This is a genomic window from Aestuarium zhoushanense (assembly GCF_056431045.1).
The window spans coordinates 108,584-126,318 of the sequence record NZ_JBWKMA010000022.1; the positions used below are offsets into that span (position 1 = coordinate 108,584).

The window sequence follows — 17,735 nt, forward strand, 5'->3', positions numbered from 1 at the left end:
CCATGCAAGAACTGACTCACTTCATTAACGGTGAACACGTCAAAGGCACCTCGGGCCGCTTTAGCGATGTTTACAACCCAGCAACTGGCGAAATCATCGCCAAGGTGCCGCTCGCATCTGACGCAGAAATGGATGCTGCGATCAAAGCAGCTGAGAAAGCACAGGTCGAATGGGCGAAAGTAAACCCGCAGCGTCGCGCTCGTGTCATGATGAAGTTTGGTCAGCTGATCAACGAACACATGGAAGAGCTGGCAGAACTGGTTGCGCGTGAGCACGGCAAAACCATCCCCGACGCACGCGGCGACGTTCAGCGTGGCCTCGAAGTTGTCGAAGTATGCATGGGCGCGCCTGCGATGCTCAAAGGCGAATACATGAACGACGGTGGCCCAGGAATCGACCTTTATGCAATGCGCCAGCCTCTCGGCGTTGTTGCGGGCATCACCCCGTTCAACTTCCCTGCAATGATCCCGCTGTGGAAAATGGCACCTGCGATCGTTTCGGGCAACGCTATGATCCTCAAACCGTCCGAGCGCGTTCCTTCGACCGCTCTGCGCCTTGCTGAACTGATCATGGAAGCTGGCCTTCCAGCTGGCGTTCTGCAGGTTGTGAACGGTGACAAAGGTGCGGTTGACGCAATCCTCGATCACGAAACCATTCAGGCCGTTGGCTTTGTTGGTTCGACCCCGATCGCACAATACATCTACGGTCGCGCTGCAACCAACGGCAAACGCGCACAGTGCTTCGGTGGTGCCAAGAACCACATGATCATCATGCCCGACGCTGACCTCGACAAAGCAGCAGACGCACTGGTTGGCGCAGGCTATGGCGCGGCTGGCGAACGCTGCATGGCTATTTCTGTTGCTGTGCCAGTTGGTAAAGAAACCGCTGACCGCCTGATCGAAAAGCTGGTACCGAAAATCGAAGCTCTGAAAGTCGGCCCCTACACCGCTGGCGAAGACGTGGACTTTGGCCCCGTTATCACCGAAGCATCGAAGAACCGCATCAACGGTCTGGTGAACTCTGGTGTTGAGCAAGGTGCGAACCTTGTTGTCGACGGTCGTGACTTCAAAATGCAAGGCTACGAGAACGGCTTCTTTGTAGGCGCGTCGCTCTTTGACAACGTGACGCCAGACATGGACATCTACAAAGAGGAGATCTTTGGCCCTGTTCTGTCCACCGTCCGTGCGGAGAGCTACGAAGAAGCTCTCGATCTGATCATGAAGAACAACTACGGCAACGGCACCGCGATCTACACCGCTGATGGTGACACCGCACGTGACTTCGCGACCCGTGTGAACGTTGGCATGGTTGGCATCAACTTCCCGATCCCAGTTCCGCTGTCCTACTTCTCGTTCGGCGGCTGGAAGAAGTCTGCATTTGGCGACCTGAACCAATACGGCCCAGATGCGTTCAAGTTCTACACCAAAACCAAGACCGTGACCGCACGCTGGTTCTCGGGCATCAAAGACGGTGTCGCGCTGAACTTCAAAGCGATGGACTGATAGCGAAAACATTGCGGGGCGGCCATTGGCCGCCCTTGCTATTCCTGACGGTTCGTCGTTTAATTAAACAGTCGTTCAATTAGTGACTTTGGGAGGAGGCGCTATGGACTTTGCATTGTCCGAAGAACAAACCGCTATTTTCGATATGGCAAAGGCATTTGGCGAAGAACACATCGCGCCCTATGCCCAAAAATGGGAAGCTGAGGGAACGATCCCCAAAGAGCTCTGGACTAAGATTGCAGAGCTCGGATTCGGTGGATTGTATGTCAGCGAAGAGTCTGGCGGTTCGGGGCTGACACGACTAGACGCCACGCTGGTGTTCGAAGCCCTTTCGATGTCCTGCGCCTCTGTCGCGGCTTTCCTGTCGATCCACAACATGTGTCTCAAAATGTTGGACACTTATGGTTCGGATGACCTTAAGGCACGCTACATGCCCAAGGCCCTGACCATGGAAACCGTGTTTTCCTACTGCCTAACTGAACCTGGGTCGGGTTCAGACGCAGCGGCCCTGAAAACCCGCGCAACTCGCACCAATGACGGCTACACGGTCACAGGGACCAAAGCGTTCATTTCTGGCGGCGGGTATTCCGATGCCTATGTCGTTATGGCCCGCACGGGCGAAGATGGGCCCAAAGGGATTTCGTCGCTGGTGATTGAGGACGGCGCAGAAGGACTGTCATTCGGCGGACTCGAACAAAAGATGGGCTGGAAATCGCAGCCGACCCGTCAGGTTCAAATGGACGATGTCAAAATCCCTGCCAACAACCTCTTGGGCGAAGAAGGCAAAGGGTTTAGCTACGCGATGGCAGGCCTCGACGGTGGTCGCCTGAATATTTCGGCCTGTTCTTTGGGCGCGGCGCAAACGGCGCTCAATTCGACGCTGGTCTACATGTCTGAACGCAAGGCTTTCGGAAAATCCATCGACCAGTTCCAAGCGCTTCAATTCCGCTTGGCCGAGATGGAAATCGAACTCCAAGCAGCTCGTACGTTCCTGCGTCAGGCGGCATGGAAGCTCGACACAGGCGCGCCTGATGCGACCAAATTCTGCGCGATGGCCAAGAAGTTCGTCACAGAGGCAGGCAGCCGCGTGGCGGACCAATGTCTGCAATTGCACGGCGGTTACGGCTACCTTGCGGACTACGGCATCGAAAAAATCGTGCGTGACCTCCGCGTTCACCAAATCCTCGAAGGCACAAACGAGATCATGCGCATGATCGTGGCACGGGATCTGGTGGGTCGATGAGCGACGTTCTCACTCGGATCGAAGGCCATGCTGGGCGGATCACACTGAACCGTCCCAAGGCCCTGAACGCCCTCACCTATGACATGTGCATGGCGATTGAGGCTGCGATTGATGACTGGCGCGACAACGACGCTGTGAAGCTCGTCATTATCGATGCAGAGGGCGAAAAAGCCTTCTGTGCGGGTGGCGACATCGCCGACATTTACGCCGCTGGAAAACGCGAGGAGTTCGACTATCCCCGCAAGTTCTGGCGCGATGAATACCGTATGAACGCAAAACTGGCGGAGTATCCCAAACCCGTCGTGAGCTTTATGCAGGGCTTTGTCATGGGCGGCGGTGTTGGCGTTGGCGGGCATGTGTCCCATCGCATCGTTGGTGACACCACGAAAATTGCCATGCCAGAATGCGGCATCGGCCTGATCCCCGACGTTGGCGGCACACGCCTTCTGGCACTGGCGCCACGGCACCTAGGCGAATTCCTCGGACTGACGGGCGATCGCATGGGGGCTGGTGACGCGATCTATGCGGGCTTTGCCGATACCTACATCGCAGAGAAAGATTGGGATGGCCTGAAGGCGATGCTGATCGAAACTGGCGATATTGAGGCCATTGCCCACACCGCGCAGCCCGTACCCGAAAGCACCCTGCGCGAATGGCAGGATGCGATTGATGCGGTATTCAGTGGCGACAGCATGGAAGACATCGCAGAGCGTTTGTCCCATGCCAGCACCGATGCAGCCCTCAAAGCACAAGCCGCATTTGCAAAGAATTCACCACTGGCGATGACGTCGACGCTTTGGCTGGTTCGTGAATGTCGCAAGAACCCTGACATTCGCAACGCCTTACAGCTCGAATATCGGTTTACCAGTCGTTCACTAGAATTGGCTGACCTGATCGAAGGCGTGCGCGCCGCGATCATCGACAAAGACCGCAATCCGCAGTGGATGCACACCGACGTGTCCGAGGTTCCCGCCGATCTGGTGGCCCAGTTGCTGGCCCCCGTCGACGGCCCTGATGTGACCTTTTGAGAGAGAGAAACAGGATGAAAATAGCCTTTATAGGTCTGGGAAACATGGGCGCGCCAATGGCGGCCAACCTTGTCAACGCAGGCCATGACGTCGTCGGCTGTGACCCCATCGCAAAGCCTGACTTTATGCCCGTTGCGGCCACCAATTCTGACGCCGTGCGTGGCGCAGATGTTGTCATCACCATGCTGCCGAACGGCGCGATCCTTCAGGCGGTCGCCGCCGAAATCCATCCCGCGATGGAAAAAGGCGCGGTGCATCTCGATTGTTCGACCGTAGATGTGGAAAGCGCACGCAAGGTGGCACAATCCGCTGCCGACCATGGCCTAACGGCTCTGGATGCCCCTGTCTCGGGCGGTGTTGGCGGCGCGACGAACGGCACGCTGACCTTTATGGTAGGCGGCCCTGACGATGCCTTTGCCACAGCGAAACCGCTGTTCGAAATCATGGGCCAAAAAGCCGTGCACTGCGGTGCATCGGGCAATGGTCAGGCGGCAAAAATCTGTAACAACATGATCCTCGGCGTCACTATGATCGCCACATGCGAAGCCTTTGCCCTCGCTGACAAGCTCGGCCTTGATCGCCAAGCCATGTTCGACGTGGTGAGCACCTCTTCTGGCTACTCATGGACCATGAACGCCTACTGCCCTGCCCCCGGCGTTGGCCCGCAGTCCCCTGCGGACAACGACTACAAACCGGGCTTTGCATCCGAACTGATGCTCAAAGACCTGACGCTCGCGCAGATGGCGGCAGAAGTTGCGGACGCGGATACCCCTATGGGTCAGCGCGCGATGGAGCTTTACAAACAGTTCGTCGAAGCTGAGGACGGCAAAGGCATGGACTTCTCTGCGATGCTGCCTCGGTTTGAAAAACGTGGACGTGATCAGGCCTGATACGATTATTGGTGACGACCCCAATAGATTGCATTACAATATCTTCATGTAATTCATCAGATTGGGAGTCTGACCATGTTTAAACGTAACGAAGGCACCATTGACCGCGCCCTGCGTGTGATCCTCGGCCTTGCACTGATCGCTGGGTATTTCATGAACGGGGGCGGTGCGTATAGCTGGCTCTACTTGCTTGGTATCATCCCGCTGGTAACTGGCCTTATCGGCTCTTGCCCGATCTATACCATTCTGGGCCTCAACACCTGCCCAATGAAGAAATAAGAAAAGGGGCCGCGAGGCCCCTTTTTCATTCCGCTGCCACTCGTGGCGTGAGCATTGGTGCGAGGTAATGCCCAGTGTGGGATTCCTTTACCGCGGCCACATCCTCTGGCGTGCCCGTCGCGACGATCCGCCCACCGCCATCGCCACCTTCTGGCCCGATATCTATCAACCAATCCGCCGTTTTGATCACGTCGAGGTTATGTTCGATCACCACGACCGAATTCCCCTGATCGACCAATTCGTGCAGCACTTCCAATAGCTTACGAACATCTTCAAAGTGCAAACCCGTGGTCGGTTCATCGAGGATATAGAGCGTCCGTCCCGTCGATCGTTTCGACAGTTCCTTGGACAGCTTCACACGCTGCGCTTCACCACCCGAAAGGGTCGTCGCTTGCTGGCCGACCTTGATGTAGGACAGACCCACGCGCACGAGCGCGTCCATTTTTTCACGAATAGATGGGACCGCGCGGAAGAACTCTTGGGCCTCTTCCACCGTCATATCAAGCACATCGGCTATTGATTTACCTTTAAACTGAACTTCCAACGTTTCGCGGTTGTAGCGTTTCCCTTTGCAGGTCTCACACTCCACATACACATCGGGGAGGAAGTGCATCTCGATCTTGATTACGCCGTCGCCCTGACAGGCCTCGCAACGGCCACCTTTAACGTTGAACGAGAACCGACCGGGTTTGTAGCCACGCGCCTTTGATTCAGGCAAGCCAGCGAACCAATCGCGGATCGGCGTGAAGGCGCCCGTATAGGTCGCGGGGTTGGACCGTGGGGTGCGCCCGATAGGACGCTGGTCGATATCGATCACCTTATCAAGGTGTTCGAACCCTTTGATCGTTTCGCAGGGTGCTGGTGTTTCACGCGCCCCGTTCAGCTTCATCGCGGCGTTTTTGTAGAGCGTTTCGATGGTGAGCGTGGATTTACCGCCACCCGACACGCCCGTGACGCAAACGAATTTGCCCAGTGGGAAATCGGCAGTCACGTCTTTGAGGTTATTGCCTGTGGCCTTCACCACGGTAAGGGTCTTGCCGTTCCCCTTGCGACGTTCACTCGGCACCTCAATCCGGCGTTTGCCAGAAAGATACATGCCCGTGATCGACCCCTCGTCGGCTTCCACTTGGCTCGGCGTCCCGTGCGACACGACCTGACCGCCGTGGACCCCTGCCCCTGGACCAATATCGAACACATAGTCGGCCTCGCGGATCATATCCTCGTCGTGTTCAACGACGATCACCGTGTTGCCCTGATCCCGAAGGTTTTTCAGCGTCCCGATAAGGCGGTCGTTGTCCCGCTGGTGCAGACCAATCGACGGCTCGTCGAGTACGTAAAGAACGCCCGTCAGACCAGACCCGATTTGCGAGGCTAGGCGGATACGTTGGCTTTCCCCACCCGACAGCGTGCCCGCGTTTCGGCTCATCGTGAGATAATCGAGGCCAACGTTGTTGAGGAACCCCAGACGTTCGCTGATCTCTTTAACAATTGCGCGGGCGATTTCCTGTTTCTGTTTGCCCAGCGTGTCCATGACACCGCCGATCCACGCATAGGCCTCTTTGATCGACTTTTCGACCACCTGCCCTATGTGCAGTCCCGCGATTTTCACAGCGCGGGCTTCTTCGCGCAGGCGGTAGCCGCCGCAGGACCCGCAGCTACGGTTGTTCTGGAATTGCTCGAACTCTTCCCGCACCCAAGAGCTATCGGTTTCGCGGTAGCGGCGTTCCATATTCGGGATCACGCCTTCAAAGGCGCGTTCGACCTGATAGACACGGCCGCCTTCATCGTAGCGGAATTTGATTTCCTCTTTGCCCGAACCGTAGAGGAACACGTTCTGCGCCTTTTCAGGAATATCCTTCCAGCGGGCGTTTTTGTCGAACCCATAGTGTTTCGCGATCGCCTCAATCGTCTGGAGGAAATATGGCGATTTCCCTTTGCGCCACGGCGCAATCGCACCGTCAGCCACACGCAGGGTTACATCAGGGACAACCAAACGTTCGTCAAAGAACAACTCCACACCAAGGCCATCACAGGATGGGCAGGCCCCGAACGGTGCGTTGAAGGAAAACAGGCGCGGTTCGATCTCTGGAATAGTGAAGCCAGACACAGGACAGGCGAATTTTTCGCTAAAGGTGTGGCGTTCGGGCTCCCCCTCGCTCGGCGCAGTTTCGAGGATCGCAATTCCATCCGCGAGGTCGAGAGCGGTGCGAAGGCTGTCAGCCAAGCGGGTCTCTAGACCATCACGCACGACGATACGGTCAACGACGACGTCAATGTCATGGCGGAATTTCTTATCTAGCGTCGGCGGCTCATCGAGTTCGTAGAACTGGCCATCGACCTTCACCCGCTGGAAACCTTGCTTGCGCAATTCCAGCATTTCCTTGCGGTATTCACCTTTGCGGTCCCTCACGATGGGCGCGAGAAGGTAACCACGCGTCCCCTCCTCCATCGCCATGATCCGATCAACCATATCTTGGACCTGCTGTGCCTCAATCGGCTGACCTGTCGCGGGGCTATAGGGTGTGCCGACACGCGCAAACAAAAGACGCATGTAGTCGTAAATTTCAGTAACAGTGCCGACGGTCGAACGGGGGTTTTTCGACGTGGTTTTCTGTTCAATCGAGATGGCAGGCGATAGGCCAGAGATGTGATCTACATCCGGCTTTTCCATCATATCGAGGAACTGCCGCGCATAGGCCGACAGCGATTCCACATAGCGCCGCTGCCCTTCGGCATAGATCGTGTCGAACGCGAGCGAAGATTTGCCCGACCCTGACAGGCCAGTGATCACGACCAGTTCATCGCGAGGAATATCCACGTCGATGTTTTTCAGGTTATGTTCGCGTGCGCCACGTACTTCGATATGCTTTAATTCAGGCATTCTGCCCCCCAGCGGATACTGCGCTTTACACATAGGCGGTTGGGACCGAGTCTCCAACAGATTTTACGGAACATTTATAGAACATATGAAGGATTGCGTAAATCCTACACAAACCCCCTTTACATTTCAGTATTGAGATGTATTTATGTATTCAAAGTTCCTCTCGCCACAAAGGTGCAACATGTTTTCTCTTTTCCGCAACGCCGGTGCTGCAGCCGGCCTGTCCCCCCGCGAAGCCGTTGAAAAGGCAGCTGCAGGCGACATGATCATCATCGACGTCCGTGACCCAATGGAAGTTCGCATGTCGGGTATGGCTGATGGTGCAATGAACATCCCTCTGGCCGCGTTCCAAATGCGCGTTGATCCGCGCAGCCCAGAATGTGTCGAAGGCCTCGCTACCGACAAATGTATCGGCGTTTACTGCGCGTCTGGCGCACGGTCGTCGATGGCAAAGCAGGTGCTCGAAAACCTCGGCTATCAAGATGTGCACAACATCGGTGGCTTTGGTCACTGGGTTCAAGCAGGCGGCCCCGTCGCAAAGTAATTTCCCTCCCTTCTGAAAACAAAAAAGGCGCGGAGAGATCCGCGCCTTTTCTATGTCTATGTCACAATGATCAGATGTGGATCGCACGACCAAAGGCGGACAGAACGCTTTCGTGCATCATTTCCGACAACGTCGGGTGCGGGAACACGGTTTCCATCAGGTCTTGTTCAGTCGTCTCAAGCTGGCGACCGATGACGTAACCTTGGATCATCTCGGTCACTTCAGCGCCAACCATGTGGGCGCCCAGCAGTTCACCCGTTTTCGCGTCGAACACCGTTTTGACAAAGCCTTCGGGTTCACCAAGTGCAATCGCCTTACCGTTACCGATAAAGGGGAATTTGCCGACTTTCACGTCGTAGCCCGCTTCTTTGGCTTTGGCTTCGGTCAGGCCAACGCTTGCGACCTGCGGATGGCAGTAGGTGCAGCCTGCAATGGTGTTCGGCTTAATCGGGTGCGCTTTGAGGCCAGCAGCCAGTTCAGCCACCATGACGCCCTCGTGCGATGCCTTGTGAGCGAGCCACGGCGCGCCAGCGATATCGCCAATCGCATAAACGCCATCAACGCCTGTGCGGCAGTATTCATCGGTCACAACGTGGGTACGGTCGATTTTCACACCGATTTCCTCAAGGCCGAGGCCTTCGACGTTGCCAACGATACCAACAGCAGAGATGACAGTGTCAAACTCCTGCTGTTCAACCTTACCGCCCACTTCGATGTGCGCGACGACTTTGCCCTTCGAACGATCGAGCTGTTTGACCATGGCTTTTTCCATGATCTTCATGCCCTGTTTAACGAACTGCTTTTTCGCGAATGCGCTGATTTCAGCGTCTTCGACAGGCAACACGCGGTCCATAACTTCGACCACAGTCGTGTCAGCACCGAGCGTGTTATAGAAGCTCGCGAATTCGATGCCGATCGCACCAGAGCCAATGACGAGCAGTTTCTTCGGCATACGCGGCGGTGTCAGCGCGGTTTTGTAGGTCCAAACCAGATCACCATCTGCCTCAAGGCCAGGAAGCTCACGCGCACGCGCGCCAGTTGCCACAACGATGTGTTTTGCGGTAAGTTCTTCGACGCCAGCGTCCGTAGTGACCGAAACCTTGCCATTACCAGCCAGTTTCGCGGTACCCATGATCGAGGTAACTTTGTTCTTTTTGAACAGGGTCTTAATGCCGCCTTCCATCTGTTTGGAAACGCCACGCGAGCGCTTCACAACAGCTTCGAGGTCGAAGTCAGGCTTTTCAACCGACAGACCAAATTCTTTGGCGCGGTGCATCAAGTGGAACACCTCAGCCGAGCGCAACATAGCCTTGGTCGGGATACAGCCCCAGTTGAGGCAAATGCCGCCCAGATGCTCGCGTTCAACGCAAGCCACGTTCAGACCGAGCTGCGCGCCGCGGATTGCAGCGACATAGCCACCCGGACCTGCGCCGATAACGATCATGTCAAAGTTCTTGGCGGCCATTCGTTTCTCCTCCGCTTTCAAATTAGTTTGACATTAAACTAATTTTTCCCGCCGATCTAGCCACCCTGTGACATGGCTGATATCGCCTCTGCGCAAAGCGGGAATTTCGCCGCATTTTCAGCAGACTATGCCGCATCCAATACAGTAGCATAGCCACCACGGCGCATAAATTCGGCTTCTTCGCTGGTTGTTTCGCGCCCCAACGCCTCGTTCCTATAGGGGAAACGACCATATCGTTTGATGATCCAGCGGTGCGCCGCAGCGTGCCGCAGGTTGTCCGCCCCCATCTTTGGCATCCGGTCTTTGAAACAGGCCATGCAGCGGTCCTGATCAACGAGGTTCTCCGAATGCATCAGCGGTAGATAAAAGAACTGCCGTTCGGGTTCGTCGATCTGCATGTCCCAGCCCTGATCCATCGCCAGTTTGGCCGCCGCCCGTGCATTGGGGTCGAGCAAAAACGAACGCGCATCGTTGCGGAACATATTCCGTGGGAACTGGTCAGTTAGGAGGAGATAGGCATAGGCCCCTTCGGCATCGGTGAGCCAATGGCCCAACCCACCGTCGGCTGCCTCATCCCAGAGAGACCGATACCGAGCCGTGATCGCATCATCGATGTCAGAGGATCCTGCATACCAGCCTTTGGGACCAATCTCGTTTCGCCAAAATTCGATCAGCGAGGCTATTTGGCTCATGACTGCGCCTCCTCTGCGTTTTGGTCGGCGTCGTGATAGACCTCTTGGGCCACTTCAAGCGCCACAGGCGTGGCCGATGGCATGATCGGTGCATATTGGTTGGTGTCTTCGACCGAAATCGTCGACGACCGCCGTGTCATCCGCCAGAAGGCATAGATCGCAAGGCCCATCATCAGAAGGCCCATGTAGCTCCAGTAACCTTGCGCCCCAACAGTATCCATCGCCCAGCCCACGATCAGCGGGCCAGAGATCGCGCCAAGGCCGTTGATGAACAAGAACCCTCCAGAGGCCCCCGCCATGTCAGACCGATCTAGGAAGTCGTTCGCATAAGCCAACAAGAGCGCATAGAGCGGGTTCGCTGTGCCACCGACCAATGTCGAGCTGATCAAGAGCATCACAAAGCTACCGTTCACGACAGACAAGAAGGCTCCAATCCCGCCTATCAGGGATAGAACCGCGATCAGAACGCGGCGATCCATACGGTCGGAAATCCAGCCGATGGGATATTGCAGGAACAGAGCCGCGACATAGACCGACGAAATCATCAAAGAGATTTGCGGCACGGTCAGCCCAGCACGCGTCCCGAACACCGCCGCCATACCGAACTGCGCTGCGAACACGCCGCCCAAGAGGAACATCCCCATACAGGCCAAGGGTGACACTTCGATCAGGCGTCGAATGGACAGGGGTTTCGTGGTTTCAAACGCGGGTGTCGGGCGCACTGACAAAAGGATCGGCGCAAAGGACATAGACACGAGCACCGACGGAATGATGAACAGGACAAAGCCGCCGATGTCGCCCAAAAGAACGATATACTGCGCCAAAACGATGCCGCCCATCTGCACGATCATGTAAAGCGACAGCGCCTTGCCACGATTTTCGTTATCGGTTCCGTCGTTCAGCCAGCTTTCTGCCGTCACGTAAACGCCACAGAAACAGAAGCCGATCAGCAGGCGGCCGAGCACCCACGCCCACGGCTCAGTGAGAGCGGGATAGAGGATCAAAATAGCAGAGATCGTAGAGCCCAGCGCGGCGAACACGCGAATATGACCCACACGGCGGATCATCTCTGGCACGGCACGCGACGCAAAGAGGAACCCGAGGAAGTAGGCCGACATCACGACGGACATCTCGAACGTCGAGAACCCTTCCATTTCACCGCGCAGACCCAGCAACGTCCCCTGAAGGCCGTTGCCGATCATCAACATGAACACACCAAGAAGGAGCGCCCATGATCTGCTAAGTACCTGAATCATCGCTTTCCCTCATTCACGTCGAATTTCAGGACAGCATACCGATTGTACATGTCGCGTCTATGAAAGACCGATGAAAGAACTGTTACGATGGGTGACTTTATGCGTCGGGGATCAAAAGCGAAGCATCGCCATAGCTAAAGAACCGATACCCGTTCGAAATCGCGTGATCATAGATCGCACGGATTTCATCGACACCGATTAGCGCAGAGACCAGCATCATCAGCGTCGATTTCGGCAAATGGAAATTTGTCATCAGCCCGTCAGCGATGCGGAATTTGAATCCGGGGGTGATAAAGATATCCGTCGCCCCATCCCACGCCGCAATACCATCGTCCGTCGCGGCGCTCTCAATCAGTCGAAGCGCGGTGGTGCCCACGGGAATAACCCGTCCGCCCGCAGCTTTGGTCGCGTTGATCTCTTCGGCTGCTTGCGCCGTCACGATCCCGCGCTCTGCATGCATCTTGTGGTCGCGAATGTCATCGACTTTGACGGGGAGGAAGGTCCCTGCCCCGACGTGTAGGGTCACATAGGTAAACTCGACCCCTTTGGCGCTCAGCTGCTCCAAAAGCCCGTCGTCAAAATGCAACGACGCCGTTGGGGCAGCAACCGCGCCAGTATTCCGCGCCCAGACGGTTTGGTAGTCTTCTTTGTCCTGATCGTCAGGGGCGCGAAGCGCCGCGATATAGGGCGGCAATGGCATCGCACCTGCATTGGCCAAGGCATCGTCAAAATCGTCGCCCGTGAGGTTGAACCGAACACGTGCTTGTCCATCCTCGCGATCGACAACTGTGGCCGTCAGGCGGTCAGAGAACACAATCTCTTCGCCATCTTTAACCTTTTTCAGCGGTTTGATTAACGCGCCCCATGTTCCGTCAGCCTTTGGCTCGAGCAGGGTCACTTCGACCTGTGCAGACACTGGGCCTTGGGCACTGTCGCGGTGCCGCAGGCCAGAGAGCCGCGCAGGGATCACGCGGGTATCGTTTAGCACCAAACGGTCGCCTGCCTTTAAAACGTCGACGAGGTCGGTCACACGTAGATCGCTGATCTCGCGTCCCTTAGCCACCAACAGCCGTGCAGACGACCGAGGCTTTGCAGGGCGCGTGGCAATCAGGCTTTCGGGCAGGTCAAAATCAAAATCGCTTAGCTTCACAGTGCGTAGGTCCTATTGGCTCACTTGGGGCGGTGGTCGACGGAATATATTGCGGAACATCCCCGGTGTTAGGGCTGACAGTGGATTCACCGAAATCCGTTGCGCCCCTTTAGTCCCCCGCAGCGTATAATTGAAGCCAAAGAGACCCTCACCCGGTCGGGTCAGCACCGAGCCTATGCCGTTGAGAAGGTAAACAGGGGAAATCACACCCTGAAAATCCATCTCGGTACGAGCAATGTAATACGTGCCATCGAGCGAAATTCCCAAACCTGGGCCAACCGCGCTCGATTCCGTGACGATAATCTGATCAGGCGTCAGTCTGAACGTCGCATCCACATCGGCAAAGGTTAGCCCCTGCCCGTTCATCTGCTGCAACAGACCAACAACACTGATCGCATCGAGCAAAGCGGCGAGCGTCGGCGCCTGACGCACCTGAAGGTTCTTAATCGTTAGAACACCGTCATAGGTGCCCTCTGCGCCTGTTGGGGTCAGGATCATCTCGAGCGCGTCGCCGTTGGCATTGTCGAGCAACCCCATGGCCTGAGCAACGACGCCGCCATTGTCCGCCAAAATCCGCACAGCAGGGCCATTCGCCGTCGTCTCTAACCGTCCCCGCACAGGCGCGATGTCATTCAGGGTGCCCGTAAAATTCCCATGGAACCCACCCTCGTCCGAGAATTCACCACGGAAGTTGCTCAGGTAAATGCCATCGCTGATCGTCAAACGATCCAGTTGAGCCATAAGCGCCCCCGCGTTTGCCCCACCAGAGGTCTTCGCACCTCGTAAATCAAAACGACCATTTGTGACTTGGGTATCTGGGGCCCGACCCGCACCGCGCCCGATAAGCTCAACTGCACCTTCGAACCAGTTCCCGATTGTGACCTCGCCGAAATCGGCCCGTTCCATCGTGCCATCTGCATTCAGCGTCAGTGCACCATCCGCACTAAACCCATTCCCACGAATGCGAAGCGCGTCGATCTGCGGCGGATTGGACAGTCGGCCCGATATTGAAAACTCGCCCGATTGACCTGCAGGCTTCACCCAACCGACAGAGGGCAATGATACTTCCGCCCCGACCATCTGCGAGGATAGCGAAAACGCAGGCGGAGTATCCCGTTCCAAGTCGATCCGAAGATCGGCCATTGTAGAACCGCGCACCGTATTTGCGGGGAGGTTGATGTTGAACTGAGACAAGAATGTCGGCGAAACTTCGACCTGTCCGATCACCGTGCTGACCTTTGGCGCGTCACGTCCTAGCGCCTGGCTCCATTCTACGGTCAGAGGCACCTGTCCGACCTGCGCGTTGGCCGACACTGTGATGCCGGTGTTGTTCACATCGACATTGGCCTGAGCCGCCGTGAGCCGCTGCCCCGGGACCAGCGTATCCGAGCGCAGGTTCTGCAATGTGTAGTCGGACTGAAACCGTAGGCTGTTCGGTGGCATTGGATTGATCAGCGGCACGACAAGCTCTGTCACACCAACCGCGCGCGCATCGGCCAAAGTCACGGGCTGACCCGCTTTGGTCAAAAATTCAAACGGCGGCTGGTCCAAGAACGACAGCGCTGCCGTCAGCGTGCTATCAGTACGGATCGTGAAGTGGCCGTCGTTACCTTTGATCCGCACGTCATCGATTTGCATCACCGTGCCCGACAGATCTATCGATCCCCCTTGCGGCGGTGTCGTGGTCCCTTGATCGAGCATGATCGCCAAACGATTATCCGCGATCGAGACAAAGCCCGCAGCATCGTCAATATAGGGGAGTTTCGGTGTCGGCCTGAAACGGGCGTTGTCAAAGCTCGCCGTCGTTGCGACGACAGGCGGCTGGTCGGCCTCTACCCGCAAACCAACAGTCGCATCACGAATCCAGCCATCCGTGAGGTTCTCCGCGAACCAACGACGGGTGTCTGGTTTAACTTGCTCAGGCCAAAGCGGCATGAAATCAGGGATATTAAGCGCCGCCGCCGAAGCATCAACCGCCACGCCCCAACCTTTGGAGTCGGCTGTAATACGGCCGTTAGCATGGATGTCTTGATCCGACAGGCGCAGGTCGACAGACCCGATATCGATGGCAAATGGCGAAAGCGTCATCCTCATCACCGCAGAGGCCGCGTCAATCTTTTGCGGCTCATCAAACATGCCATCGGGATTCAGGGCGATATCGCGCAGGCTAAACTGACCTTCGAACGACTCTGGCCATCCCCCTTCGTTCCAATTGCGCAAAAACGCTTGGCCAGAGGCGGACATGGTGCCCCACTCTGTATCCAGTTCCGCACGATCAAACGACACCCTACCCTGTAGCGGCAAATACGACAAATAAGCCCGCGCATAGCGCAACGGGATCGGACGGGCTTCGGGTGTTGGCTGGATCAAACCGTCTGTGAGTTCGAGCGAGGCGTAGACTGGCCCCAACCCACCTTCATCATCAATGCTCGCCCGAAGAGAGGCGTTCACAGGTGCATCAAGCACAGACAGCCACCCCAAGGCTGGCGTCTGCACGGCAAGGTCGCGGGCGATCCCATTCCGGACCGTAAACCCCATGCTGGCCGCACGGCGATTGTTCGGACTGTCAAAGAATAGCGAAACATCCGTTACAAAAGGACGCCCCGACAAGAGCGAGAACGCACCGCGCAACGAGGTCACGCCACTGGTTAGATCCAAGGTCACAACGCCGCCATCGACCGTCCAGCTTTGGTTTGCGCGGGCATCTGAATAGTTGACGATCAATCCCTCTGCCCGCACCAGTTCCAGCGCTTCGAGAGCAGGCCCCGCAAGCACAGCGTCAATGTCATCCAGCAATTCGACAAAGTTGTCCGCCTGTCCGACGGCCGCGCCATTCGTCTCGAACGATAGGGCGACGGAACCATCTGCAGCCCGCAGGAACCCGACCTGTGCGCCTGAGACAATCACTTCTTGGACGAGAACTTCACGGCGAAACAGCAAACCTCGCGGGGAAATCAGCGCGTCAACTGCGGGCAAACGTGCGAGCGTCACATCGTCCGCATCCCGCAATACCGCATTGGACAGCCGCGCCCGCAGGTGCAGGTCGCGCCCAATGTTCAAACGAATTTCCCCGAACTCCAACGACCCACCGTTGAGCATCTGCGTCGCGCTGGCCTCTAGCCGCGTCTGCAACCACAAAGGCGCACGAACATCACGGTCAATCAGCAGGACGCCAGCCACGATGGCAAAGACCACTGGCACCGCCAAAAGGATCGCAAGCCCGCGCACGACAGAGCGCCAAACCGGCTTCACCTTTGGTTTGGTGGACGTGTTTTCCCCTGCCTCAGACATCCTTGGCCGATGGCCCCTTTTATTTGTGGTGTTCTGCTCTAGAACACAGATTGCCACGCGCTGCAGCGCTTTTCAAAACCAATCGGAGGATAAAATGAGCCAATCGCGCCCCGACATCGGTGATATTGCCCCTGACGTAACCTTGCCCCGCGATGGCGGCAATAGCGTCAGCCTGTCAGACTTTCACGGAAAACCTGTTGTCCTCTATTTCTACCCAAAGGATGACACGCCCGGTTGCACAAAAGAAGCCATCGGCTTTACCGAGATGGTCGATGCCTTTGACGCTGCTGGCGCAGTTATCCTTGGCGTCTCCAAAGACACTGTCGCAAAACATGAAAAGTTCAGCGCCAAACATGGACTGAAAATCGCGCTCCTGTCCGATGCAGAAGGCGATGTGTGCGAACGCTACGGCGTCTGGGTTGAAAAGAACATGTATGGCAAGACCTACATGGGCATCGAACGCGCAACGTTCCTAATCGGTGCGGATGGCAAAATTGCACGCGTCTGGAACAAGGTCAAAGTTGCGGGCCACGTCGAGGAAGTCCTCGAGGCTGTTAAGGCGCTCTGACAGAGCGGCCTCTGTCCTTGACCTCTTGGGCAGAGGAAGGCACCTCTGCCCCATAATCGATAGACGGGGTGACCGATGAAACCACTTGCGCAGATGGCTTGCGAGGTTCTGACCACAGCAGATGGTCATGAAAAAACGGCACTGTCGCGCCGCTATGCTGCGGAGTGGTTTGAGGCCCGCGCAAAGGGTTTAACGCCCGAGATTGGCACGGCCTCTCCGCCCCTGCGGCCCGCTCGCCCCGAAAAGCCCGACCTGTTGGATCCGCGCGATGTACCGCGTCGCAAACCTGGTTCGCCCGAAGGTCGCATCGCGATGCTTCATGCGGTGGCCCATATCGAACTCAACGCCGTTGACCTTCATTGGGACATCATCGCGCGGTTCAGCTATACCAAAATGCCCATTGGTTTCTATGACGACTGGGTAAAGTCCGCGGACGAAGAATCCAAACATTTCAATCTGATCTGCGATCGCCTTCACGCAGAAGGTAGCCACTACGGTGCCTGTCCTGCGCACGCTGGCATGTGGCAATCCGCCGAAGAAACGGCCGACGACCTGATGGGGCGGTTGGCGGTCGTTCCAATGGTGCTTGAGGCCAGAGGGCTGGATGTGACCCCCGGCATGATCGGTCTGTTCAAACAGGCCAAAGATCACGCGACCGTTGAGGCGTTAAACGTTATCTACGCCGAAGAAGTCCATCACGTGGCCTATGGATCAAAGTGGTTTCACTTCCTTTGCGGTCGTCACGACCTCGACCCAAAGGTTGCATTCCACGCATTGGTTCAGCGATATTTTCACGGTGCCCTGAAGCCACCGTTCAACGAAGAAAAACGAGCCGAAGCTGGACTGCCGCCAGACTTCTATTGGCCACTTGCAGAAGAAACACCCGATCGCACCGCTCGCGCATCGGGAAATTAGGCAAAAAACCGCGCACAACCCCATGTAACCG

At 56.6% G+C, this 17,735-nt stretch carries 14 protein-coding genes; 8 read left to right on the forward strand and 6 right to left on the reverse strand.

The genetic code is table 11. From position 1 onward, the window contains the following. The first annotated feature begins 2 nt into the window (after positions 1 to 2). The 5 genes from AC07ED_RS08020 (at position 3) to AC07ED_RS08040 (ending at position 4,942) form a co-directional block, all read left to right on the forward strand. Entirely contained in the window at positions 3 to 1,502 is a 1,500-nt protein-coding gene (locus AC07ED_RS08020; RefSeq protein ID WP_105235326.1) for a CoA-acylating methylmalonate-semialdehyde dehydrogenase, read from the forward strand. Between the two features lie 103 nt (positions 1,503 to 1,605). Beyond that, positions 1,606 to 2,745: an acyl-CoA dehydrogenase family protein gene (locus AC07ED_RS08025; protein ID WP_105235327.1), complete on the forward strand. Its 1,140-nt coding sequence runs from the start codon at positions 1,606 to 1,608 to the stop codon at positions 2,743 to 2,745. Further along, entirely contained in the window at positions 2,742 to 3,773 is a 1,032-nt protein-coding gene (locus tag AC07ED_RS08030) for an enoyl-CoA hydratase/isomerase family protein (RefSeq protein ID WP_105235328.1), read from the forward strand. Before AC07ED_RS08025 ends, AC07ED_RS08030 begins: the two co-directional genes overlap by 4 nt. A gap of 14 nt (positions 3,774 to 3,787) precedes the next feature. After that, entirely contained in the window at positions 3,788 to 4,663 is an 876-nt protein-coding gene (gene mmsB / locus AC07ED_RS08035) for a 3-hydroxyisobutyrate dehydrogenase (RefSeq protein ID WP_105235329.1), read from the forward strand. Between the two features lie 75 nt (positions 4,664 to 4,738). Then, positions 4,739 to 4,942: a YgaP family membrane protein gene (locus tag AC07ED_RS08040; protein ID WP_105235330.1), complete on the forward strand. Its 204-nt coding sequence runs from the start codon at positions 4,739 to 4,741 to the stop codon at positions 4,940 to 4,942. 25 nt (positions 4,943 to 4,967) lie between these two features. On the opposite strand, the gene uvrA is transcribed toward AC07ED_RS08040, so the two are convergent. Then, positions 4,968 to 7,823 (reverse strand): excinuclease ABC subunit UvrA, encoded by a 2,856-nt coding sequence (gene uvrA, locus AC07ED_RS08045; RefSeq protein ID WP_105235331.1) that lies wholly within the window; start codon positions 7,821 to 7,823, stop codon positions 4,968 to 4,970. A gap of 181 nt (positions 7,824 to 8,004) precedes the next feature. Here uvrA and AC07ED_RS08050 point away from each other — a divergent pair, with 181 nt between their 5' ends. Beyond that, positions 8,005 to 8,367 carry a rhodanese-like domain-containing protein gene (locus AC07ED_RS08050; protein ID WP_067549032.1) on the forward strand — a complete coding sequence of 121 codons (363 nt, stop codon included), beginning with the start codon at positions 8,005 to 8,007 and terminating at the stop codon, positions 8,365 to 8,367. Positions 8,368 to 8,437: 70 nt separating this feature from the next. Here the strand turns inward: AC07ED_RS08050 and lpdA are convergent, their stop codons facing one another. From lpdA to AC07ED_RS08075, 5 genes are all read right to left on the reverse strand, one after another. Beyond that, on the reverse strand, positions 8,438 to 9,832 hold the full coding sequence (gene lpdA / locus AC07ED_RS08055; protein ID WP_105235332.1) for a dihydrolipoyl dehydrogenase: 1,395 nt from the start codon (positions 9,830 to 9,832) through the stop codon (positions 8,438 to 8,440). A 125-nt stretch (positions 9,833 to 9,957) separates the two neighbouring features. Beyond that, the gene (locus AC07ED_RS08060) at positions 9,958 to 10,524 is read right to left on the reverse strand and encodes a DUF924 family protein (RefSeq protein ID WP_105235333.1); all 567 of its coding nucleotides are present in this window, start codon (positions 10,522 to 10,524) and stop codon (positions 9,958 to 9,960) included. After that, positions 10,521 to 11,780: an MFS transporter gene (locus AC07ED_RS08065; protein WP_105235334.1), complete on the reverse strand. Its 1,260-nt coding sequence runs from the start codon at positions 11,778 to 11,780 to the stop codon at positions 10,521 to 10,523. The genes AC07ED_RS08060 and AC07ED_RS08065 overlap by 4 nt, the downstream gene beginning before the upstream one ends. Before the next feature lie 97 nt (positions 11,781 to 11,877). Continuing rightward, entirely contained in the window at positions 11,878 to 12,930 is a 1,053-nt protein-coding gene (gene queA, locus AC07ED_RS08070; RefSeq protein WP_105235335.1) for a tRNA preQ1(34) S-adenosylmethionine ribosyltransferase-isomerase QueA, read from the reverse strand. Between the two features lie 12 nt (positions 12,931 to 12,942). Next, on the reverse strand, positions 12,943 to 16,221 hold the full coding sequence (locus tag AC07ED_RS08075) for a YhdP family protein (protein WP_105235336.1): 3,279 nt from the start codon (positions 16,219 to 16,221) through the stop codon (positions 12,943 to 12,945). A 94-nt stretch (positions 16,222 to 16,315) separates the two neighbouring features. On the opposite strand from AC07ED_RS08075, the gene bcp reads away from it, so the two are divergent. Together bcp and AC07ED_RS08085 are read left to right on the forward strand one after the other, a co-directional pair. Then, positions 16,316 to 16,789: a thioredoxin-dependent thiol peroxidase gene (gene bcp, locus AC07ED_RS08080; RefSeq protein ID WP_105235337.1), complete on the forward strand. Its 474-nt coding sequence runs from the start codon at positions 16,316 to 16,318 to the stop codon at positions 16,787 to 16,789. A gap of 75 nt (positions 16,790 to 16,864) precedes the next feature. Then, positions 16,865 to 17,704, forward strand: coding sequence for a ferritin-like domain-containing protein (locus AC07ED_RS08085; protein ID WP_105235338.1), 840 nt, complete (start codon positions 16,865 to 16,867; stop codon positions 17,702 to 17,704). Positions 17,705 to 17,735: the final 31 nt, after the last annotated feature.